The organism is Psychrobacter sp. ENNN9_III (assembly GCF_001462175.1).
GTDB lineage: Bacteria > Pseudomonadota > Gammaproteobacteria > Pseudomonadales > Moraxellaceae > Psychrobacter.
In genome coordinates, this window is sequence record NZ_LNUO01000061.1 from 1 (window position 1) to 21,799 (window position 21,799).

Consider the following 21,799-nt stretch of genomic DNA (forward strand, 5'->3'; position numbering starts at 1 on the left):
AGCATATATTTATGCTCAGCCTCAGTTATATAGACAGTTTAAATTATAAATAAATTACCAAATCAAGCACCAAGCTTTTAAAAGCAACCTCTATAAGAAATAATGAGAGCCTGTCATGAGCGAAATCAATTTGCAGACCTTTGCATCATTGCCTGTATCTAACATAACCCAAAAGCCAGTCATTCATTTTGCGCATGCCAACGGGATGCCAAGTGCGGTCTATCAGCCATTTTTTGAGACGTTGGCCGAATTTTTTACGGTTGAATACATACCGATGTTAGGTAGTGATCCAGATTATCCTGTTGATGATCATTGGCGCAGTCTAACCCAGCAAATTGTCGATAGCGTAAAGACTGTCTGTGAGAAGCATGGCATCTCAAAAGTAGTGGCAGTGGGTCACTCACTTGGTGCCATGTGTACGTTGCAAGCGTTGTACCGCGCCCCCAATATATTTCATCAAGCAGTACTTATGGATCCGCCTTGGGTTTATGGCAAGTCAAGCTTGCTATGGCATGTCGCAAAAACAGCTGACAAGTTGCCCCGAATGAATCATCGACTGATGGATAAGCTGTCCCCGTCTGGTATCTCTAAGAACCGCCGTGATGTTTGGGACAGTCGTGAAGATGCTTATGAAAAGATGCGTCATAAAGGGTTTTTTAAAAATTTTGACGAGCGTAGCTTTGAAGGTTACATTCAGCATGGCTTGTATGAGCGTGCAGATGGCAAAGTCACGTTAGCCATTCCTAAAGACAGCGAGGTTGCTGTATTTCGTACCAACCCTTCTTGGTACTGGTTGTCACCCAATCGTAGGCCCAAGCCGCCAGTGACGCTCATTATTGGAGAGGATAGTATATTTTTAAAACGCCGTTTCCCGCAGCAAATCCAAAAGCGCTTAGGTATTCCTTATAAAACCCATGCAGGTGGTCATATGTTTCCGCTTGAACATCCAGAATCTGTTGCACAGCAAGTGTTAACATTGATTAAGCAGCAATTATTATCTTAATTGGCGATTAAATACTAATTAAATACTATATATCATAAATACTTATGAGAATTATAAGTTACTGTTTTGGGTCTTGATATGTCAAACCGTGCTACTACTGTAAATAATACAGTGACACCGCAACCCAAGCGCCCAGCTTTGTTTTCGCGCTTAGGTGCATTTTCTCTTGTTATAGGAATGGTCATTGCTTTTTTTATCAGTCAGTTGATAGGAGTATATATCGCAGGCAGGTTATGGCTGCCGGCTACCAAAAGCACAACGATAGGAGATATATTCTTTTTTGGCAGTAATGATGGGACAGTGGTGAGTGCTTCGATTATTATCAGTTGCCTAATATTGATGGCACTGAGCTATTTGATTGTACGTGTAAAATCTGGTGATATACGTGAATATTTAGCGATCAAGCCATTTTCCTTTACAATTGGCATTGGTATGTTTGGCATACTGTTAGTGTTCATGATTGGCAGCCAAACATTGACTTATTGGTTGGATAAGTCACCACTGGCTTTTGTAGATCCTTTATATCAGTCTGTCAGCTCAGTGTGGTTGCTCGTCTTTGCGATGGTGATTGTCGCACCGATATACGAAGAGTTGGTCTTTCGCGGTATCTTATGGTCGGCTGTTGCAGAGCAGTTTGCGCCAGCGAAGTTGAATGGCGCACTGCTAGCGAGTATCGTAACCAGCTTTATTTTTGCCGTGATTCACTTGCAGTACGGTATTTATGAAATCACTACTATCATAGTACTAGCATTTATATTTTGCTACGCGCGTATCAAGTCAGGCTCGTTAGTACTACCTATGTTACTACATATTATCAATAATGGTGTTGCTATGTGGCAGTACCTAACCCAAGTTGGTTAAGTAAAAAATACTTGACCAAAACACGCAGAATAAATTAAGCGTTAGGGTTCAATTGCAAAACTTCGTCGGCAGCTTTTTTGATATCATCAAGTGTCAGCTGCGGCTTACCGCTTAATGCCTGTCGCCACTTGCGAGCACCGGGCAATCCTTGAAATAACCCCAAGTAATGCCGCGCCATCGTCGATAGTGTCTCACCTTTTATAAGCTGTTCCTCTAAATACGGATACAGCTGCGCTAAAATATCTGAACGTTTAGGTATCGGCTGATCCCATAAGCTATTAGCTTCTGCTAATAGATAAGGGTTATGATAAAAAGCCCGTCCAATCATTACCCCATCGATATATTGTAAGTGCGTGGCAATATCAGCGACAGTCTCGATACCACCATTAATCTCAATATCAAGCTCTGGAAAGTCCTGCTTAAGACGATAAACATCATCATAACGTAATGGCGGTATCTCGCGGTTTTGCTTAGGGCTCAACCCCTGTAGCCAAGCTGTGCGCGCATGCACGATAAAACGCGTACAACCAGCGTCAGCTACCGTCTTTACAAAATCTGCCATAAACTCATAACTGTCAAAATCATCAATACCGATGCGATGTTTGACGGTTACTGGAATATCTACAGCCGCCTGCATGTGCGTTACTAAGTTGGCCACAGTGTTAGGCTCTGCCATTAGGCAGGCACCGATTTTGTTATGTTGTACACGATCAGAGGGGCAGCCAACGTTGATATTGACTTCATCGTAATTATGCTGCTGAGCAAATTCAGCGCATTGAGTCATCTCGGTAGTATCTGCGCCGCCAAGCTGCAGTACCACAGGATGCTCTAATGCATCAAAGCGTAAGTGCCGCGCACGATTGCCATAAATAAGTGCGCCAGTGCTGATCATCTCGGTGTACAGATACACTTGCGGGTTAAACAATCGCGCAAAGTAACGATAATCCGTCGTTGTCCAGTCAATCATCGGAGCAACTGAAAGACGTTTATTGGTCATATCAACCATGATTGTTGAGCCTTAATATTTTGTTTTTAAGCGTTTGTATGAGATATAACGAAACAATCGTGTCATTACATCTAACGCTTGATTAAAAAGTCTATCAAACAAGCGCAGTAAGTAATCAGACGATAAGTAAAATGAATAATAACAAAGCTAGATTAACTGATTGATTCTTTTATATTCGGGCAGGTTATAAAAATAAAATCCCATTATAATGCCAATCAAGCCGATAAAAGCGATATACAGTGCGGGCGAAAAGCTTACAAACGTAGTGGCATAGCCAAGACCAAAAGGTACGGATACGCCTACAAGAGCATAGGTCACGTTGTAACAAAATCCCATTCCTGTCAGACGTACATTGGTGGGGAATAATTGGACAAAGATAGCAGGTACCATTCCCACGATGCCAGCGCAAAACCCTAAAAGGGCATACATGATCAGAATATAATCACCGCCAGCTTGCATATGATAAAAAAACGCAAACATCTGAGCAATGAGTAGAACAGAACCAACTACCAAAATTTTACCAAAATTCTGGTAGTTGGATAATATTCCATAGAATACGCAGCCAAAGATCATAAACACAATGCCCAAACTGTGTGAAAACCCAAATAGATCTTTGTCTAAAGCAAACCGTAATTCAATTAAGTCTGGGAGTAGTAGTATGATGACAGTTGTAATGCTAGATATAACCAAAGTTAGCATCATACCGATAAACATTGAATGCTTACAATGTTTAAAGAGCAAGGTAAAAGGTTGATTGATATGACTATTAGGTTTTGACTTTGTTAGCTCTAAAAAGAATGGTGACTCATCAAGAAAACGCCATACAAGTAGAGGTAAAAAGCTTAGAATCGCTGCAATAAGAAATGGCAAACGCCAGCCGTAACTGGTCAGCTCTGTAGGAGTCATAGAGCCAGTAAGCCATACAAAAAAAGCATTAGAAAACAGCACACCTATAAAAAAGCTTGCCGTCACATAACTACAGCTCACTGATAGATACTGCCGCGGTACATGCTCTGCGACAAAAACCCAAGCCAATGGTACATAAAGGCCAAATGCCATACCTTGTATAAGCCTAAGGAGAATGAACAGAACTGGCGCTAAAATGCCCCATTGTGCATACGTTGGTAAAAACGCTATCGCCAGCAAACTGCCTGCAATGATAGACATACTGATTAATAAAGTAGGCTTACGCCCTTTGATATCGCCATAACGTCCAAGAATAATGCCACCAAGAGGTCGTGCCAGATACCCTACTGCGAATAGTCCAAGTCCTCGTAGTCTTATAGTATCAGTGTTAGAACTAGGAGGGAAAAAAGCAGACGATACGATGTCTGCGATATATAAATAAATTAGAAAGTCAAAAAAAGCAACAGCGCTGCAAAAGCAGACAAACAGAACGGTACTTTTGTCTTTAGAGGTCATCAGGGCATATTGAGAACGAGAGGGCATAATTGATCACGCATCCACATATAAAAGTGGTTGTTAAGACGGTCATCGTAGAGATAACCGACCATCATAAAAAGTAGCAAACCAACATGGGTATATGCTGATTTGCCAAAGAAATAAGTTAGAACGTTTTGATTAAAAAAGATTTTAACGAAAATATCTTGCGACTATGTAATGAATAACGACGTAATGAATAATGACATTGATAACATTAAAAGAAGACATAGTTAATATTTATAACAACCAATCAATAGGCAACCAAGACATGATAGTCAGCCATAAATGATCAGTAAAATCTACTTTTGGTTCTGAATCATACACCACTTTCTCTCCATCTTCGAGCGTATGCCATTGTAATTGATGGTTATCTATTAATTTTACTTCATAGGCTTGGCTCAATAGATCATCACTGAGTGCTGCATGTAGTTGTCTTGCCAGCTCATCGTCACTGATAATCACGCCCATTTCGGTGTTAATATTAGCTGAGCGCGGGTCAACATTATAGGAACCAATAAAGACTTGATGGTCATCTACAGCGAAAGTCTTTGCATGTAGGCTGGTTGACGACTGACTGCGCGCTTTCCACAGTTTGTTTTCGCGCTTTTCTTCACTAGCGGTTGATTTTAGCTCATATATTTTAACGCCAGCAGCGAGTAAGTGAGGGCGCCACTTACTATAGCCAGAATGAACCGCGGTTACATCAGTTGCATTAAAAGAGTTGGTCAAAATCTTTATATCAATTCCTGATTCTGCTAGTTGTACTAACGTGTCTACCCCAGCTTTAGTTGGGACAAAATAGGACGAAATTATGGTTAGCTTTTCAGACGGGCTACCAAGTAGTGTCCTTAATTGATGGACTAAGTTGCTGTCAGTAGGGACGGTTTTGGTCAATTTGCCCACATCATCGCTTAAGAACTGCATATCTGTCCAACGAAATGGTACACGCTTATTGATAAGGTCGGTATCGATAGATGAGTCTTCAATAGCTGTTTTATAGGTCGCTAAACTACTGCTGGTACGGCTCTTCTCATCTCCATCTAATTTATCTAAACCTGACAAAAAATTACTGGTAGCGCCTTTATCAAGAGTCACTAGCGTTTCTATATCGAAGGATATAGGAGCTGACCAATAGCTTATAAAACTGTTGTCAATATCGGCTACTACTTTGCCAATGAGTAGCACGTCTAGGTCAGCAAATTGACTGCTTTGATCATTACTAAGGTACTCGTTACCAATATTGCGTCCTCCGATAACGGTGATTTGTTTATCAAAGGTCATGCTTTTATTATGCATGCGTCTGTTGATACGCGGCAAACCAGTAACGAAGTTCAACGCTTGAACTTTACGATGCATCAAAGGGTTGATAATGCGTACAGCGATATTTGGATGACTGGCAAAACGTAACAAGTGCTGATCAAGCTTTGAATTGTTATTAAAATCATCAAGTAGTAAGCGTACGATTACCCCGCGCTCAGCAGCTTTCCACAAATCTTTTAGCAACAGTTGGCCTGCTTGGTCATCGTGCCAAATATAGTACTGCACATCAATACTACGAGTAGCCATATCAGTCAGAATACTCCGCGAGGCGAAAGCATTTGCTCCAGTGACAATAGGATGATAACCCGATAGCTCAGGATGAATATCGTTTTGTTCACTGATGGCTGCCACTAAGTCGTTGTTATTAATGATGCTATTTTTGCCTTCATTATCCAAGCTACTGTCTTGTTGGTATAAAGCATTGACACGCGCTGATAACGCTTGGCTTTCAGGCAGATGCGGCTGTTTTGGCAAGCTTTGGCATCCACTAAGACCTAATGTTAGACCAAGTGTTAGACTCAGTGACAAGCTGCTCGGCTCTCTACTTAACATCGACATAACTGGTTTACCTTGGTAAATATCTAAAATATATTGAAATTTATATAGACTAATGTGGAGGAATAATAGCATTGTTTATAAGATATATAATAGCAGCGTTTAAAGCACAGTTTAAAACGCTGCCAAGCTTAGCAGGTGACGCAGTATCTGCATATAAAAAAATACGTTATTTTTCTTAAATCAGCATTCAATCGCACTGGTATAACAACTTGAACTTAGTCTAGGTTCTGTTATTTAAAAAAAGCTTTTAAAAATAATTCATAACAAGTGCTTGAAACCGACTATGAACGTTGAGTGTTTTAAAATAAATTTGAAATAGATAAGCAATCAAAAGCGATACCTGAAATTTAATGTCTGTTATATAGGAGCATGATATGATAAGCGCTTTGACTTATCTATCATTAAAAATACAATCAGTAATGTTAATATCAACCATAGTAACGGAAAACTTATGAGTCAATCGCAAGCGCATAATAAAAGCAATTCAAATCAATTGGATCCAAACTGGCGCAATGATGCTTTAGATTTAGATCTTGATTATGGCATGCAGACTATTGCGGTTCGAGCAGGGCAGCATCGTACCGATGAAGGAGAACACGCCGAACCTATCTTTACCACCAGCTCTTATGTTTATGCTTCAGCAAGTGATGCTGCCGCGCATTTTGATGGGACAAAGACCGGTAATGTTTATTCGCGCCATACCAACCCCAGCGTGCGCACCTTTGAGCGTCGTCTAGCCGCACTTGAAAACGGTGAACGTGCGGTTGCCACGGCCTCAGGTATGGGCGCGATTTTGACTATGTGCTTAGCCTACCTAAAGGCGGGTGATCATCTGCTTGCAGCCAACCAGCTCTTTGGCTCATCCATTGGTTTATTTAATAATTACATGGCTAAGTTTGGCGTTGAGGTCAGCTATGTTGATTGCTTCGATAATGAAGCATGGGCAAATGCTATACAACCAAATACTAAAGTGATTTATTGCGAAAGCCCAAGTAATCCGTTGGCCCAGATTTGTGATATTGGTTATTTAAGTCAGCTGTGTAAAGCCAATGATGTGTTACTAGTCGTTGATAATTGCTTCGCCACGCCAGCGCTACAGCGGCCGTTAGATTTAGGGGCTGATGTGGTTATTCATTCTGCAACCAAATACTTGGACGGACAAGGCCGAGTATTAGGCGGTGCGCTTGTCGGTAGTGATAAGCTGATGCAAGAAGCATTTACCGTTGTACGCTCAGGCGGTATTAGCATGAGTCCGTTCAATGCTTGGGTCTTTACCAAAGGGCTTGAGACCCTTAAATTACGTATGCAGGCGCACTGTGCCAATGCCAATCAAGTGGCAGAGTTTTTGAACAGTCATCCTAACGTCAGTAAAGTGCACTTTTCAGGGCTCTTAGATCATCCCTCTCATGAGCTTACCAAACGTCAGCATCATATGAAGAATGGCTATGGCGCCATTATGGGGTTTGAGGTTAAAGCGTCTACTGATGACAATCATGCCAACAAACGCGATACAAAAGCAGCTGCTTGGCATGTCATTGACTCAACACAAATGGTCTCTATTACTAATAATTTAGGGGATGCCAAAACCACCATTACCCATCCTGCGACCACGACTCATTTTAGGCTTACCCCTGAGGCACGCGCTGAGGCTGGTGTCAAAGATGGGCTTATTCGGTTGTCAGTAGGACTAGAAGATGTGGAAGACATTATCAAAGATTTGGCGCGTGGTTTAGACAGTTTATAAAGATGACGGTATAATCAACGTTATCGTATTAACTTTATGATTAAAAGCTATTTATCATTCATCAATATAAAACAAAGAGGCAATTATGAACATTCAAGCACTTATGCAGCAAGCTCAGACAATGCAAAAAAAGGTCGAAGCCAATGTCGAATCGGCAAAAAAGGATCTAGCAAATAAAGAAGTCCAAGCAGAGGCGGGTAGTGGCTTAGTCAAAGTCACTATGACCGGTCGTCACGTGGTCAAGCGTTTAAGTATCGATCCAAGCTTGCTTGAAGATGAGCCTGATATGATTGAAGATTTGATCGCTGCTGCTATCAATGACGCGGTCCGTCAAGCGGATGAGCTGTATGAAGAGACAATGGCTGGCGCGACTTCAGGTATGGGTCTGCCACCAGGTATGCAGGGTTTATTCTAAGTCTCAATTTGCGGTAAATACTGCATATTGAAGACAATAATGGGGTTGTTATCCACCGGATACGACCCCATTTTTATATCTACGGTTTATAGATAAAGGAAGCAGATTTGCTTACAGCTAAATTTGATCAGCTGGTTAAACAGCTGCGTATTTTACCAGGTGTTGGGCAAAAAAGTGCCCAGCGTATGGCACTCCACCTCCTTACCAAAAAACGTCCGCAAGGGATGGCACTTGCTCAAGCACTTGATGAGGCAATGCGTGATATTGTTGAGTGTCAGCGTTGTCATAGCTTCAGTGATGATGCGGTTTGTCCACTGTGCCAAGATCCAAGACGTGATAATGGATTGTTATGTGTGGTCGAAACCGCCGCTGACGTCATGGCCATCGAGCAAACCGCAGGCTACCGTGGACGTTATTTTGTCTTAGGCGGGCATCTGTCACCGATTGATGGTATTAGTGCTGATGATTTAAACATTGACCAGCTGGTATGGCGTGTTAAACAAGAGCAGGTGGAGGAGCTGATATTGGCAACAGGTACCACCGTTGAAGGTCAGACAACGGCACACTTTATCAGCGAAGCGGTGAGCCGTCATGTCAATAAAGTCACACGTTTGGCACAAGGCGTACCCATAGGCGGTGAGCTTGAATATCTAGATAGTATGACATTGGGACAGGCACTACAAAATCGCTCCTTTTTATAATATAAACAAAGGCTATATGTTTTAGTCTCGTACCTAATGGCTTTAAGCGTGTAAGTTTTTATATACGTCATTATTGCTTTAAACTTGACGCTGTTATACGAAACGCGCCAAAACATGAACGCTAATTTGTTATAATTTTCTTTTATTGTCTCTAAGCGCTATTGATAGCGCTCTTTTTTCTTCTATTTAAGCAGGTATCTGCCCGTGTCTGATCTAAGCTCTGTTGATTTAAGCGCCCAAACCAATTTATCGCAAGATGATTTGTCTCAAGGCGGTTTGTTTCGAGATAATGTTTTGCAACCCGATGCAAAAGAAGGCGTTGACAAGGGTCAAACGTACGCAGTTACTAATATGGTAGACATGCTTGTCGAGCCAGATATTGACGCATTGCTAGACATAGCAGATGAAGCGTCTGTCACTTGGGTACGTGAGCAAGGACAGTTGGACGAGGTTATCAAAGCCTTGGAAGTTTGCGGACGGGTAGCGTTAGATACTGAATTTATCAAGCGTGATACCTACTATCCACGCTTGGCATTGGTGCAGCTTAATACTGGCGATCACATTTATTTATTAGATGCGCCGCAACTGCAACTAGCTGAACTATGGCAAGTGCTAACTGAAGTCGATGTGGCGATTTGGCATGCTTGCGGAGAAGATTTAGGCATTTTTTATCTACTCTCTGGCTGTCCGCCATTGACCAATATTTTTGATACGCAAATTGCGCTGTCTTATTTAACGGGTCAACTGCAAATGGGCTATCAGCAAGCGCTTGATGATCAGTTAGACATGCAAATTGACAAAGAGCAAAGCCAGTCTGATTGGCTACAACGTCCGTTATCGGATGAACAAGAACAATATGCTATTGATGATGTGCGTTTTCTACCTGCGCTATATTTGAGTCTGGAATATGAATTAAAAAAGCAAGGTTTATATGATTATGTATGGGCGGATTGTCAGCTCTATGCTCATGAACTATACAAGGTGCAGCATGTTGAAGATGAAGCTATGTATTTGACGATGGCAGATTATCGTTATAATTCGCAGCAGATGGCTATACTAAAAGCAGTGGCTACTTGGCGTGAAGCGCTGGCACGTTCGACCAACCAGCCGCGTACCTTTGTAATCAAAAAACAGGCGGTACGTGAGATTATCACTGAACAGCCAATGAGTATGCGCGCGCTTGCCCATAAGACGACGATGCACCGTAGTATGTTGCGACTTTATGGTGAGGAGCTGCTAAAGGTCATTAAAGAGGCAAAAAACTTAGCGCCTGTTGAGCATCCAGAGTGTCTACTACCGCCATACCGCTCGAAAAATAAAGTACTATCAAAAGCGGTACAGCAAGCGGTAGACGAGCAAGCTAAAGAGCTTGGCGTGCCAGCTAACGTGCTTATGCGCAAAAAATGGTTAGGTCAGCTTTATGAGGTTATTGCCTTTGATAAAAATTTGGCCGAATTACCAGAAGGTCTAAAAGGCTGGCGTAATGAGTGGGTGATGCAAACTTTGATTCCAGTGATTGAACAACATAAGACTGAATTGCAGCAAGGGATGGGTATTAATATTTGAGCGTTTGGATATTTGTCTTGGTTAAATATCAGCGTTTAAATTTTCCGTGCTGCAAAAAGTGTTCAGTTTGCTTAGCCACTGTTTCATTTACTAACATGCCTGTATGCGAGACAGGTAAGACGATATGATCCGTGGCAGCGTCAATTTTAGTCTCTTTTACATATACCGTTCCATCATGCACAAGTTCTTGCTCAGGATTTGATTTGTCTGCTTTACGCAATTTTCGATTATGATATTGCAAAAACAGTTGCCCTAAACCATAGGGCTTATTACCCGCAATCACTCCCAAAGTAATATGTTGTGGCAATGGTGCCACCGTCCCATCTAATGCATCGACGTATGAGCGGCCTACAATGGCAGGGGTTAATCGCCAGATATAATCGGCACAAACGCTGCCAACATGCGGTGTACCTAGGGTCACACAGCGTCCAATCTGCCACTTTGGATAATGGTAAACAAAGTCGCGAATAATCAGCCCGCCTAAACTATGCCCCACCAAATCTAACGGCTGGTCGGGATGATGGTTGTTTTCAAGCCACGTATTAAGACGCTGACTATTGGTCGTAATACTGTCACGCATACTACGGTAGCCGTATTGATGAGTACTAAAGCCTGCGGCTTGCAAGCGTTTGGCCAATGGTCGCATAATCCATGCGGTTTGATGCAGACCATGAATAAGAATGACGCGGTTTTTTTGTTGCATGTTATCGTCCAAAAAATGTGTTAAATAATGATCAGCAGTGCCTATTAATAAGTATTGAACATGCCTTAGTATATCGTTAAATAATCTTGTTAATTGCTTATGATAAATAGGTATATAAGTAATGTAAAAAATAAAAACCTCCAAATCAGCTACTGACTTGGAGGTTTGTTTTTATATAAAAGACTTAAGACGACTGCCTGTTACCACATACTACATATAGTTTTCGATACTTGGGCAAGAACACATTAGGTTTTTGTCGCCATAAGCGTCATCAACACGTGCCACACTTGGCCAGAACTTATGAGCACGGACGTAAGGCAGTGGGAACGCAGCGACATCACGGCTGTATGGATGGGTCCATTCGCTATCAGTGATCATAGAAGCTGTATGCGGGGCATTAACCAATGGATTGTCTTCAAGTGTCCAACCGTCTTCGCCCGCTTTGGCTTTCATCGCTTCGGCTTTGATAGATTTTAATGCATTGATAAAGCGATCTAGCTCTTCAACAGACTCAGACTCTGTCGGCTCAATCATCAAGGTGCCAGCTACTGGGAAGCTCATTGTTGGCGCATGGAAGCCATAGTCCATCAAGCGTTTGGCGATATCGCTCTCGCTGATACCTGTCTCTTCTTTTAGTGGACGAATATCAATGATACATTCGTGTGCGACTTGACCATTTTTACCCGTGTATAGAACAGGGTAGTGGCCTTTTAACTGAGAGGCAACATAGTTGGCGTTTAAAAGTGCCAGATTGGTTGCTTTAAGTAAGCCATCACGGCCCATCATCGCGATATACATCCATGAGATCGGTAAGATACTCGCAGAACCATACGGTGCGGCAGATACTGCTGAGCAGTCCTTTTGCGCATTATGGACTGGACTGATAGTGTGGTTAGCCATAAATGGCGCCAAATGCGCCTGCATACCGATAGGGCCCATACCAGGACCACCGCCACCATGTGGAATACAAAAAGTCTTGTGAAGGTTCATATGTAGGACGTCTGCACCAACGTCAGCCGGCTGCATGATACCAACCTGAGCGTTCATATTAGCGCCATCCATATAGACTTGACCACCATGCTTATGGATGAGGTCACAAATCTTGCGAATGCCTTCTTCAAATACACCATGCGTTGACGGATAAGTAATCATCAAGGCGCCAAGGTGTTTGCTGTGTTCTTCACACTTAGCATTAAGATCATCTATATCTACGTTACCGTTGTCATCTGTTTTGACCACGACGACTTTCATGCCCATCATCATCGCCGTCGCAGGGTTGGTACCGTGCGCTGATTGAGGAATGAGGCAAACATCACGATCTGTTTCGCCTAGTGATTCATGATAGCGACGAATTGCTAGCAGCCCTGCATACTCACCTGAAGCACCAGAGTTTGGCTGCATAGAGACATCATCAAAACCTGTAATGGCTTTTAGCTGCTCTTGTAAGCTATCAATCATATCGATATAGCCACCGACTTGGTCACGCGGTGCAAAAGGATGCACGTTCGCAAATTCAGGCCAGGTAATAGGTAACATCTCACTAGTAGCGTTTAGCTTCATCGTACAGCTACCAAGTGGAATCATACTGCGGTTCATCGCCAAATCTTTATCTTCAAGCGATTTTAAGTAACGCAGCATTTCATGCTCGGTATGATGCGAGTTAAATACAGGATGAGTCAGTATATCGTCTGTACGTAAATGCTCCGCATCTAAAGAGACAGAAGCCGCTTCAGGCAGATCATGTGACTTATTAACAAATAATTGAGTTAAGACATTAAAGTCTTTCTCGTCACTGATTTCACTAAATGACACACCCAGTTTATTTTCACTCAAACGCCATAAGTTGTAGCCAACATTGTCTGCATTCTCAAAGATTTGTGTGGCAAGCTTTTCTGAGCCACAATCAACCACCACGGTGTCAAAAAACTGCTTATGAACGACATTTAGTTGATTATCGCTATCTGCAGTGCTAATAACATCAGCAAAAGCAGTCGCAAACGCATGAATACGAGTAGCGATACGCTTTACACCGCTTGGGCCATAATAGACGGCATACATGCCAGCAAGGTTGGCAAGCAATACTTGTGAGGTACAGATATTTGAGTTGGCTTTTTCGCGGCGGATATGCTGCTCGCGAGTCTGTAACGCCATACGCAGGGCAGTATTGCCTTGTGAGTCTTTTGAAACCCCAATGATACGACCAGGTGCGGAGCGTTTTGCTTTATCAGAGAATGCAAAATAGGCAGCGTGTGGACCACCAAAGCCCATAGGGATACCAAAACGTTGCGTGCTACCTAGGGCAAGGTCTGCACCCATATCAGCAGGTGACTTTAATAACACCAAGCTCATGATATCGCTGACGACTGACGTGTAGGTCTTGTTTTGCTTAACAGCGCTAATAACGTCGGTTAAGTCTTTAACATCACCCTCGACACCGACATACTGGAATAAGGCACCAAAATAATCACCCGATTTGGCAGTCTCAAAATCACCAACGACGACTTCCCAACCAAAATACTTAGCACGAGTGTGGATGACATCTAGTGTTTGCGGGTAGATACGCTCATCAACAAAAAATTGGTTTGATTTGCTTTTACTCATACGCTTTGACATGGCCATCGCTTCTGCAGCGGCAGTCGCCTCGTCAAGTAGCGATGCACCAGCCAGCTCAAGTCCAGTAAGATCAATACAAACTTGCTGAAAATTAAGCAATGCTTCTAGACGACCTTGAGCGATTTCAGCTTGATAAGGCGTATAGGCAGTATACCAACCTGGATTTTCAAGCACATTACGCTGAATCACCGCTGGCATACGCACAGGCGAGTAACCTTGACCGATATAACTCTTATTGACTGTGATGTTGTCTGCCATAGTACGTAATTTGGCAAGTGCTGCATGCTCACTCATTGCAAGTGGCAAATCTAATTCTCTATGTATGCGTACTGGTTCAGGGACCGTATCATTAATAAAGCTTGCCATGTCTTTATAACCAATAGCACTTAGCATATCAGCTTGCTTGGCATCATTGGAACCTAAATGACGATAAACAAATTCAGTTTCATTAAATAAACCTTTAAAAGTATCAAAGGTAGGTTTTTGAGAATTAGTCATGACAATCCTTAATAGACTTGGTAAAAAAGTAATAAGTTAGGATAAAAAAGATGGCATAAAATTGAGAAAATAACTTTAGACCAGACACTTATTAAAGGGTTAAAAAATACGAGATAGACCGTATAAAGCTCGACAATATATAGGGTCAAACATAGTGAACAAACTGCTTTTGGTCGAAGCGAAACTGCGAGTGATAAATACCTTTGTCAGAACGCTCGCCTGCACCAATCATCATAACGATATGGTGGTCATCGCCAAGGTTGAGCAGCTTTTTCATTGCGGGCTCGTCAAAACCACCCATCGGACAGCTATCAAACCCATGTGCCCGTAACGCTAGCATTAAGTTTTCAGCAGCAAGCGCTGTATTGTTTGTCGCCCAGTTTTTGACATCTTCAAAGGTATAGTAAGGCGACTTTATTGGACCTTTTACTCGCCTAGCTACTTGCGTTGCGCCCCATTTAACGACAGAGATTGCGTTTATCGGACCACGCAAAAAGTCTGCTGTGACTACTTTGGTGTAGTAGTCCGTCACCTTTTTTGGTACAGGCTTATCAGGATACTCACGCAAAACCTGCTTAGCGTGATCATGCCAAATATCTGTACGTGCAACAACGGCAATCAAACGGGCAGATGTTTTTGCGGCATTTTGGTTCATACAGTTTTTAACAGCGCGTTTGCGGCTATCTGCGCTGTCAATCACATAAAACTCCCACGGCTGCAAGTTACTAGAGTTTGGCGCTAGCATTGCAAGTCGTAGGCATTCTGCGAGCACATCATCAGGAATAGGCGTATCAGTAAAGCGGCGTACCGAACGACGCGATTCTATAACTTGGCTAAAGGCTTGCAGTTGCGGAGTATAGCTTGGCGTTGCTAGATTGTCTGTTTTGCTTTTCTCTGCTCGCATCTTTGGCGCGTCGGCTGCATTGATATGGTTGTCGTTAATATCTGCTTGACTCATATAAAGCTCCAAAACGTCGCGTTAATAAAAAAAAGATAAAAATATAAGCAAAAAACAGGTAATAATAGGATGGTATAAATGGCGTAACACGATAGCCAGTTGGTTTTTTGATAAGGTTAACTATGTCTTATAAGACATAAGCAGACATCAGCTGACGCCAATATCTGCAGTTTTTTGATAGCTAGCGTAAGACGTTAGCATAAAAGCTTTAAAAAATTATAGCTCGTTTTGATACTCTTCAGCCGTTAATAGCGCTCCGTAGTCATCCAAGTTGTCAGGTTTCATTCTAAAGAACCAGCCATCGCCATAAGGGTCTGAGTTGATGATTTCTGGATCATCTTCTAAACTTTCATTAATAGCAACGACTTCACCTGAGATAGGCGCATACACATCAGAGGCCGCTTTTACTGACTCTACCACTGAGATTTCATCATCAACGACGATAGTGTCACCAACTTCTGGTAACTCAACGAACACCACGTCACCAAGCAAGTCTTGGGCATGATCAGTGATACCAACGGTGATAGTACCGTCTTCTTCTAAACGTAACCATTCGTGGCTAGCGATGTATTTTAATTCTGCTGGAACATTGCTCATGGTGTCTCTCCTAAATGATAGAGGCTGGTTAATAGAACATATAAAAAATAAGAGCCAATAATAGGCTGTGGTCAATCGACACTTTCAGCGTTGTTATCAAAAGTCTCGATTAACCCATAATCAAACAGTATTCGTTTAATTTAGTCAATATTAAAATCAGTCGAACTGCTGTTTACCATTGCGTACAAATGGTAGCTTAAGGACGCGTGCATCTACGAATTTACCTTTACCGCGTAAATCGATTTGCACTTTATCATCGTCTGATAAGCTAGCAGGGACACGGGCGATAGCGATAGAGCTTTTGAGGCTAGGGGAGAATGTGCCACTAGTGATAATGCCTTTTTGCTCGTTGTCCGCGCCTTGGTTGATGGTCACCTCCATCCCTTCACGCAAGACACCGCGAGTTGTCAATAGTAGACCAACTTGTTTCATTGCAGTGCCGTCTTCTTTTGCTTGCTTGCGCTGGTTGACCAAGGCTTCACGACCAACAAAGTCGCGATCGTCTTTTAGAGCAAGTGTCCAGCCCATGTTACATTCGTAAGGGCTGATGCTCTCATCCATATCATGACCATAAAGATTCATACCGGCTTCTAGGCGTAGCGTATCACGCGCGCCAAGCCCAGCCGGTTTGATGCCATTGGCTTTTAATAGCTCAAAGAAAGCTGGCGCGTCATCAGCATGCATAATGACTTCAACGCCATCCTCACCCGTATAACCAGTACGAGCGACAAACCAATCTGTACCCTCTATATCGGTAAGATCAGCACCAACGAAAGGCTTTAATCCATCAAGAATAGCGCTCCAGCTTGGTTTGGCTTGAGCTAGTTTTGCGACTGCATTTGGCCCTTGGACGGCAAGCATAGCAAGCTCTGGACGCTCAATAATCGTGACATCAAAAGCGTCAGAAACTTTATTAAAGTGAGCGATGTTCTTATCGCGAGTGCCCGCATTTGATACGATACGATATTCAGTCTCATCAGCATTTATTAAGTAGACAATAAGATCGTCAATAATACCGCCTTGCTCATTCAGCATAGGAGAGTATAAAGCTTTACCGACTGTTTTTAGTTTATTGACATCGTTTGCCAGCAGTTTTTGTAACCATGCTTTGGCGTCTTGACCTTTGACATCAGCCACGACCATATGTGAGACATCAAACATGCCAGCATCAGTACGTACAGCCTCATGCTCTTCGATTTGCGAGCCATAATGAATTGGCAGCTCCCAGCCAGAAAAGTCCACCATCTTGCCATCACTATCGACGTGAGACTGGTATAGAGGAGTGTGCTGAGGGGCGTGGCTAGTATTTTCCTGAGAACTGGTATTTTGAGAATTAGTATCAGTCATAACAAATCCTTGTGTGTACGTCATCAGTCTTTTGTAAAAAGTACAAGGATGATGAGCGTCATTACAGTAGCGAGAAGCAAGATTGCAAGGTGCAAGCATTGCTCTAAAGGGTAGCACAAAAAATAAAGCAAGAAGCCAAACAGACGCATAATGTCCGTTTAAGCAAAAGCCCTATCTGTCCTGTGACCTGAGATTTTCAACACGATAGCTATATGTTAGCAGTTATGACTTAATATGAGCACACAGTATCGTATTTTCTCCCCTTCGGTGGGTAAGGTGCCGTTGCTAGCGCCTTACCTCTCTCCAGATTTGTTATGTCGCTTGTGTATGATTGCAAAATTAAAATGAAAAATGCAAATAGACAACGAGGGACATGCGTTTTTCAGTCCTTTTACCTGAGCGATTGGCAGGGTGGATGCGCCTTCGGTGGTCGTATGACAGTATCAGTAACGCCTTATAAATATAAGGGCTCATACTGCTAAATGACTCTCTCCTGAAAAACGCTTTTATTATGAAAGGTTAGGCACGCTTTTACAAGTCATCAATGGGATTTTAATACCAATAATTTTATAAAAACCTAATATTTTGGTAGCTTGACAGACAGATGCTTATAAATTAAAAATCAGGTCTGAGTAACGTTTCAATGAAGACACACACTAAGCGCTAAATAAAGTTGCCTATACTAAAAGTCACTATTGATAACAAGTCATACCGTGATAGGCTATAATTCTATTATTCATAAGCATTTTTTATGTCAGTTTTGATGTGTGATTTGCTTTCATTTTTCGTGTTAGATAGGTGTTTTATGCATTGTGATATTTATAAGTTTCCCAAACATGACGATATGTATGTCTACATTGCTCGTCCAGACTACCCTGATGACACCGACGAAATTAAAGATTGGTTAAGTGTATTGCCAAAAGACTTTAGAGCCAGTTTGGGGGTGAGCAAATTTGTTATGCATTTAGATTTAGAGACAACGCCAACGCTTGCTCGCGTTGATAAAAAGGATGTATTGGCAAAACTAAAATCCCAAGGGTATTTTGTTCAAATGCCGCCACAAGATGTGATGCGCCGTCAAGCAGAGTTGCGTGCTCGTGAGTCTCAAGACAATATTTACGATTGAGTATCTATATCGTGATAAACTAATCACCTATCAAGCTTGTATATCGATGCTAAGCGGTCAGTCGATTAGATGACTATTTGGTTATTGTTTTTTTAGTTAGTAATTCTTTAAATAGTGATTTTTTAGTTAGTAATTCTTTAAATAGTGATTTTGCTACTAGCTGTAAGATCATTGTCATTGATTTACAAACCAAGCGACTGATAAACCGAGCAACTTATAAACTTAGGTAACTAAACACGCATGGACTGGTTAAAAAGTATCTTAGAAAGCTTACCTCTAGAAAAGCTTAGCGATCTTCTTGGTGAGATTGTCATTTGGTGGAGTCAGATGGTTAAAGATGTGCCGCCTGCTGATTTGCCAATGTACGCATACCTTGGCGGCTCTATTATAGTATTGCTACTTTGGATATTGGTGGCACGTATGTTGCCGCGTCCATTAGGTGGCATGAGCTGGATGGTCCTATTTGCTGTTCTCTTGGCGCCAGGGACTGCACTGAGCGATCCTAGTGTTATTGCACCGGCAAGCATCAGCGTGGTCTATGCTATTATGATGAAAGATATGGTAGGCGCTATCACCAATTCGTTACCCGTTCTAATAGTATTGGTCGCCGGTTTATTCGTAGGTTTTGTCTGGCAGCTTATTCGCGGGGCTTTTGAGTCAAGTTTGGATAGAGCCCGTCATCGTAGCGCTGAAGACACACAAGCAAACCTGCAGCTGGCAACGGGTAATTATATAGGCGAAAAAAGTAGTACAGGTGAGTTAAGTAACGGCTCTTTACCAGTGAATACCCCAGTGAGTGATAACACTACGACCAAAGATTCTCTTAGCACTAAAAATGAGGAAGCTGCTAAAGGCAGTTCAGTCAATCTAGATAAGAGATAATAACTTTTAACTGGTAACGATTATAAGTTTTAAAAGCTCTATAGAGATATAAGATAGAGACTAAGTAACATGATAAAAGACACCTATGCGTGTAACATGATAAAAGACACCTATGCGTGTCTTTTTTTTGGTCATAGATTTGTTTTATAGCCCTAAATTGTTTGAGCTTCACTAGTGACTGCGACGCATGAGTATTTGGGCATTGAGATATGCTGTGCTAATCTAAACCATTAATTTTCTATAATTTCACATTGATAACAACGACAGAGATTTGACCATGAGCACTGAGAATAAGACTGCAAAACCGAGCTTTACAGGTACCAAAAGCTATATTGCCACTGATGATCTGCAACTGGCAGTTAATGCAGCGATGACGTTACAAAAGCCGCTGCTGATTAAAGGTGAGCCTGGCACGGGTAAAACGCTACTTGCAGAAGAAGTGGCTAACAGCTTAGGTATGCCGCTTATTACTTGGCACATCAAATCGACTACTAAAGCTGAGCAGGGATTGTATGAGTACGATGCAGTATCGCGCTTGCGTGATTCGCAGTTAGGGGATGATAAAGTATATGAGATTGGCAACTACATCAAGCCTGGTAAGCTTTGGGAGGCTTTCACCAGTAAAGAGCGCAGCGTGCTCCTCATCGATGAAGTGGATAAAGCAGATATCGAGTTTCCTAATGATTTGCTGCATGAACTCGATAAAATGTCTTTTTATGTTTATGAGACAGGCGAGACCATTACTGCCGAGCAGCGTCCAGTCGTCATTATTACTTCAAACAATGAAAAAGAGCTGCCAGACGCGTTTTTGCGTCGTTGCTTTTTTCATTATATCGACTTCCCAGAAGAGCAAACCATGCGCCAAATTATTGAAGTGCATTTCCCAAATATCCAAGAAAAGCTGGTCAACGATGCGCTCGATATCTTTTATAAACTGCGTAATATTCAAGGACTCAAAAAACCACCATCAACCTCAGAGTTGGTCGATTGGTTAACTTTACTGCTGGCTGATGATATGGCACAAGAAGAATTAGAAGAAAATCTGCGTGGAGAGAAGTCCATTCCGCCTCTATACGGTGCACTGCTAAAGAATGAAGCTGATGTCAATTTATTACAGCGTTTTGCTAATATGATGCGCCGCTAAGGTTAAACACTATGTTTATCAAACTATTTTATACCCTGCGGACTTATGGTGTGCCAGTCAGCACGCGCGAGCTACTTGATTTAAATGCCGCGTTAGATCAGGGTTTGATGATGCAGCCGCATCCTGAGAATCCAGCGCTGTCTACCTTTGCCAGCCGCGAAGACATGTATCGTCTTATTCGGCTATGCATGGTCAAAGATGAGCGCCATTTTGACAAGTTTGACCGCGCCATGGCAGATTATTTTGAAGGAATTGATAGCTTAGACATTGATGACTTAATGGCAAAGTTGACGGACGTTCCAAAAGAGTGGCTCGATCTCAAGCTAGATCCAAAGAATCTAACCGAAGAGCAGCGACGCTTATTAAAAAAATATGGCTCGCTTGAGGAGCTAATGAAAGCACTTGAGGAGCGCCTAAAGGAGCAAAAAGAGCGACATCAAGGCGGCAGCAAATGGGTCGGCACAGGTGGTAGCTCACCATTTGGTGCTTATGGGGATCATCCAGAAGGCGTACGCGTCGGAGGGGAATCACGCAAACGTAGTGCAGCCAAAGTCTGGGAGCAGCGTAAATACCGCAATCTTGATGACGATAACCTGCTCGGTACTCGTCAGATTCAGATGGCACTGCGCAATTTGCGTCAATTTGCGCGCACTGGTAGTGCTGATGAACTTGACATCAAAGAGACAATCAAGCGTACTGCTAAAAAAGGCGTACTCGATATTCATATGCAAGCGGAGCGTCGCAACCGTGTAAAAGTACTGATGCTATTTGATGTGGGTGGCAGTATGGATATTCATGTGGAAGCACTAGAAAAGTTGTTTTCTGCCGCAAAAAATGAATTTAAAACATTAGAGTTCTTTTACTTTCATAACTGTCTTTACGATTATGTTTGGAAAGACAATAATCGCCGTCATAGTGCGCCAATGCCAACTTTTGAGCTACTAAACACCTATGGTCGTGAGTATCGAGTGATATTCGTCGGTGATGCATCTATGTCACCTTATGAATTGTTTTCAGTCGGTGGTAGTGTCGAATATATGAACAACGAAGCGGGTGTCGTATGGTTAAAAAGAGTACTGGCTCACTTCGATAGAGTCGCCTGGTTAAATCCTGAAACTCCAGCTTATTGGAAATATACCCAAACTATTGGTGAAATCAAAAAGTTGTTCAATGATCAGATGTATCCTATGACATTGCATGGTGTGGAGGACATGACTGCTTACTTAGCCCGTTAATTGTCCATTCTATATGTTTACACAAGTTTAATAATCAACCATGAACTTCAAAGAGACCACTACTATAAATTATAGTAGG

The 21,799-nt window shown here is 42.3% G+C and carries 18 protein-coding genes and 2 riboswitches; of the genes, 10 read left to right on the forward strand and 8 right to left on the reverse strand.

All coding sequences use genetic code 11. The features are described 5' to 3' along the window. The first annotated feature begins 115 nt into the window (after positions 1-115). Positions 116-1,003 (forward strand): alpha/beta fold hydrolase, encoded by an 888-nt coding sequence (locus PENNN9_RS04235; protein ID WP_058368490.1) that lies wholly within the window; start codon positions 116-118, stop codon positions 1,001-1,003. Between the two features lie 78 nt (positions 1,004-1,081). Next, complete coding sequence (locus PENNN9_RS04240; protein ID WP_075102839.1) at positions 1,082-1,864, forward strand: CPBP family intramembrane glutamic endopeptidase; 783 nt, start codon at positions 1,082-1,084, stop codon at positions 1,862-1,864. A gap of 34 nt (positions 1,865-1,898) precedes the next feature. Here the strand turns inward: PENNN9_RS04240 and dusA are convergent, their stop codons facing one another. The 3 genes from dusA to PENNN9_RS04255 all read right to left on the reverse strand — a co-directional run bounded on the left by dusA (position 1,899) and on the right by PENNN9_RS04255 (position 6,191). Beyond that, positions 1,899-2,870, reverse strand: a complete 972-nt coding sequence (dusA, locus tag PENNN9_RS04245; protein ID WP_058368492.1) for a tRNA dihydrouridine(20/20a) synthase DusA — start codon at positions 2,868-2,870, stop codon at positions 1,899-1,901. A gap of 147 nt (positions 2,871-3,017) precedes the next feature. Further along, positions 3,018-4,319 carry an MFS transporter gene (locus PENNN9_RS04250; RefSeq protein ID WP_058368493.1) on the reverse strand — a complete coding sequence of 434 codons (1,302 nt, stop codon included), beginning with the start codon at positions 4,317-4,319 and terminating at the stop codon, positions 3,018-3,020. Between the two features lie 231 nt (positions 4,320-4,550). After that, entirely contained in the window at positions 4,551-6,191 is a 1,641-nt protein-coding gene (locus tag PENNN9_RS04255) for a phospholipase D family protein (protein ID WP_058368494.1), read from the reverse strand. Positions 6,192-6,642: 451 nt separating this feature from the next. On the opposite strand from PENNN9_RS04255, the gene PENNN9_RS04260 reads away from it, so the two are divergent. The 4 genes from PENNN9_RS04260 to PENNN9_RS04275 all read left to right on the forward strand — a co-directional run bounded on the left by PENNN9_RS04260 (position 6,643) and on the right by PENNN9_RS04275 (position 10,617). Beyond that, positions 6,643-7,935, forward strand: a complete 1,293-nt coding sequence (locus tag PENNN9_RS04260; protein ID WP_058368495.1) for an O-succinylhomoserine sulfhydrylase — start codon at positions 6,643-6,645, stop codon at positions 7,933-7,935. Between the two features lie 85 nt (positions 7,936-8,020). Then, positions 8,021-8,350 (forward strand): YbaB/EbfC family nucleoid-associated protein, encoded by a 330-nt coding sequence (locus PENNN9_RS04265; RefSeq protein ID WP_058368496.1) that lies wholly within the window; start codon positions 8,021-8,023, stop codon positions 8,348-8,350. 107 nt (positions 8,351-8,457) lie between these two features. After that, positions 8,458-9,051, forward strand: coding sequence for a recombination mediator RecR (gene recR / locus PENNN9_RS04270; RefSeq protein ID WP_058368497.1), 594 nt, complete (start codon positions 8,458-8,460; stop codon positions 9,049-9,051). A 204-nt stretch (positions 9,052-9,255) separates the two neighbouring features. Continuing rightward, on the forward strand, positions 9,256-10,617 hold the full coding sequence (locus PENNN9_RS04275) for a ribonuclease D (RefSeq protein ID WP_227511713.1): 1,362 nt from the start codon (positions 9,256-9,258) through the stop codon (positions 10,615-10,617). A gap of 28 nt (positions 10,618-10,645) precedes the next feature. Here PENNN9_RS04275 and PENNN9_RS04280 read toward each other — a convergent pair whose 3' ends face one another. From PENNN9_RS04280 to gcvT, 5 genes are all read right to left on the reverse strand, one after another. Continuing rightward, on the reverse strand, positions 10,646-11,320 hold the full coding sequence (locus PENNN9_RS04280) for an esterase/lipase family protein (RefSeq protein ID WP_058368498.1): 675 nt from the start codon (positions 11,318-11,320) through the stop codon (positions 10,646-10,648). 210 nt (positions 11,321-11,530) lie between these two features. After that, positions 11,531-14,431 (reverse strand): aminomethyl-transferring glycine dehydrogenase, encoded by a 2,901-nt coding sequence (gene gcvP / locus PENNN9_RS04285; protein WP_058368499.1) that lies wholly within the window; start codon positions 14,429-14,431, stop codon positions 11,531-11,533. 145 nt (positions 14,432-14,576) lie between these two features. Then, positions 14,577-15,335, reverse strand: a complete 759-nt coding sequence (locus tag PENNN9_RS04290) for a nitroreductase family protein (protein WP_227511714.1) — start codon at positions 15,333-15,335, stop codon at positions 14,577-14,579. A gap of 270 nt (positions 15,336-15,605) precedes the next feature. After that, positions 15,606-15,986: a glycine cleavage system protein GcvH gene (gene gcvH / locus PENNN9_RS04295; RefSeq protein ID WP_058368501.1), complete on the reverse strand. Its 381-nt coding sequence runs from the start codon at positions 15,984-15,986 to the stop codon at positions 15,606-15,608. A gap of 156 nt (positions 15,987-16,142) precedes the next feature. Further along, a complete protein-coding gene (gene gcvT, locus PENNN9_RS04300; RefSeq protein WP_058368502.1) occupies positions 16,143-17,333 on the reverse strand; it encodes a glycine cleavage system aminomethyltransferase GcvT in 1,191 nt (396 codons plus the stop codon). 165 nt (positions 17,334-17,498) lie between these two features. After that, positions 17,499-17,650: riboswitch (glycine riboswitch) on the reverse strand. A 56-nt stretch (positions 17,651-17,706) separates the two neighbouring features. Next, positions 17,707-17,839: riboswitch (glycine riboswitch) on the reverse strand. A gap of 299 nt (positions 17,840-18,138) precedes the next feature. Between gcvT and PENNN9_RS04305 the strand changes: the two genes are divergently transcribed. From PENNN9_RS04305 to PENNN9_RS04320, 4 genes are all read left to right on the forward strand, one after another. Then, entirely contained in the window at positions 18,139-18,459 is a 321-nt protein-coding gene (locus tag PENNN9_RS04305; RefSeq protein ID WP_058368503.1) for a YcgL domain-containing protein, read from the forward strand. Positions 18,460-18,699: 240 nt separating this feature from the next. Further along, positions 18,700-19,341, forward strand: a complete 642-nt coding sequence (locus PENNN9_RS04310; RefSeq protein WP_075102843.1) for a hypothetical protein — start codon at positions 18,700-18,702, stop codon at positions 19,339-19,341. A 277-nt stretch (positions 19,342-19,618) separates the two neighbouring features. Then, positions 19,619-20,485 (forward strand): AAA family ATPase, encoded by an 867-nt coding sequence (locus PENNN9_RS04315; RefSeq protein ID WP_058368504.1) that lies wholly within the window; start codon positions 19,619-19,621, stop codon positions 20,483-20,485. Between the two features lie 11 nt (positions 20,486-20,496). After that, positions 20,497-21,720, forward strand: coding sequence for a vWA domain-containing protein (locus PENNN9_RS04320; RefSeq protein WP_058368505.1), 1,224 nt, complete (start codon positions 20,497-20,499; stop codon positions 21,718-21,720). Positions 21,721-21,799 lie beyond the last annotated feature (79 nt).

Coding starts and splice junctions, on each gene's coding strand:
- PENNN9_RS04235 (WP_058368490.1), top strand. CDS start 116: ATGAGCGAAATCAATTTGCAGACCTTTGCATCATTGCCTGTATCTAAC.
- PENNN9_RS04240 (WP_075102839.1), top strand. CDS start 1,082: ATGTCAAACCGTGCTACTACTGTAAATAATACAGTGACACCGCAACCC.
- dusA (WP_058368492.1), bottom strand. CDS start 2,870: ATGGTTGATATGACCAATAAACGTCTTTCAGTTGCTCCGATGATTGAC.
- PENNN9_RS04250 (WP_058368493.1), bottom strand. CDS start 4,319: ATGCCCTCTCGTTCTCAATATGCCCTGATGACCTCTAAAGACAAAAGT.
- PENNN9_RS04255 (WP_058368494.1), bottom strand. CDS start 6,191: ATGTCGATGTTAAGTAGAGAGCCGAGCAGCTTGTCACTGAGTCTAACA.
- PENNN9_RS04260 (WP_058368495.1), top strand. CDS start 6,643: ATGAGTCAATCGCAAGCGCATAATAAAAGCAATTCAAATCAATTGGAT.
- PENNN9_RS04265 (WP_058368496.1), top strand. CDS start 8,021: ATGAACATTCAAGCACTTATGCAGCAAGCTCAGACAATGCAAAAAAAG.
- PENNN9_RS04280 (WP_058368498.1), bottom strand. CDS start 11,320: ATGCAACAAAAAAACCGCGTCATTCTTATTCATGGTCTGCATCAAACC.
- gcvP (WP_058368499.1), bottom strand. CDS start 14,431: ATGACTAATTCTCAAAAACCTACCTTTGATACTTTTAAAGGTTTATTT.
- PENNN9_RS04290 (WP_227511714.1), bottom strand. CDS start 15,335: ATGCGAGCAGAGAAAAGCAAAACAGACAATCTAGCAACGCCAAGCTAT.
- gcvH (WP_058368501.1), bottom strand. CDS start 15,986: ATGAGCAATGTTCCAGCAGAATTAAAATACATCGCTAGCCACGAATGG.
- gcvT (WP_058368502.1), bottom strand. CDS start 17,333: ATGACTGATACTAATTCTCAAAATACCAGTTCTCAGGAAAATACTAGC.
- PENNN9_RS04305 (WP_058368503.1), top strand. CDS start 18,139: ATGCATTGTGATATTTATAAGTTTCCCAAACATGACGATATGTATGTC.
- PENNN9_RS04310 (WP_075102843.1), top strand. CDS start 18,700: ATGGACTGGTTAAAAAGTATCTTAGAAAGCTTACCTCTAGAAAAGCTT.
- PENNN9_RS04315 (WP_058368504.1), top strand. CDS start 19,619: ATGAGCACTGAGAATAAGACTGCAAAACCGAGCTTTACAGGTACCAAA.
- PENNN9_RS04320 (WP_058368505.1), top strand. CDS start 20,497: ATGTTTATCAAACTATTTTATACCCTGCGGACTTATGGTGTGCCAGTC.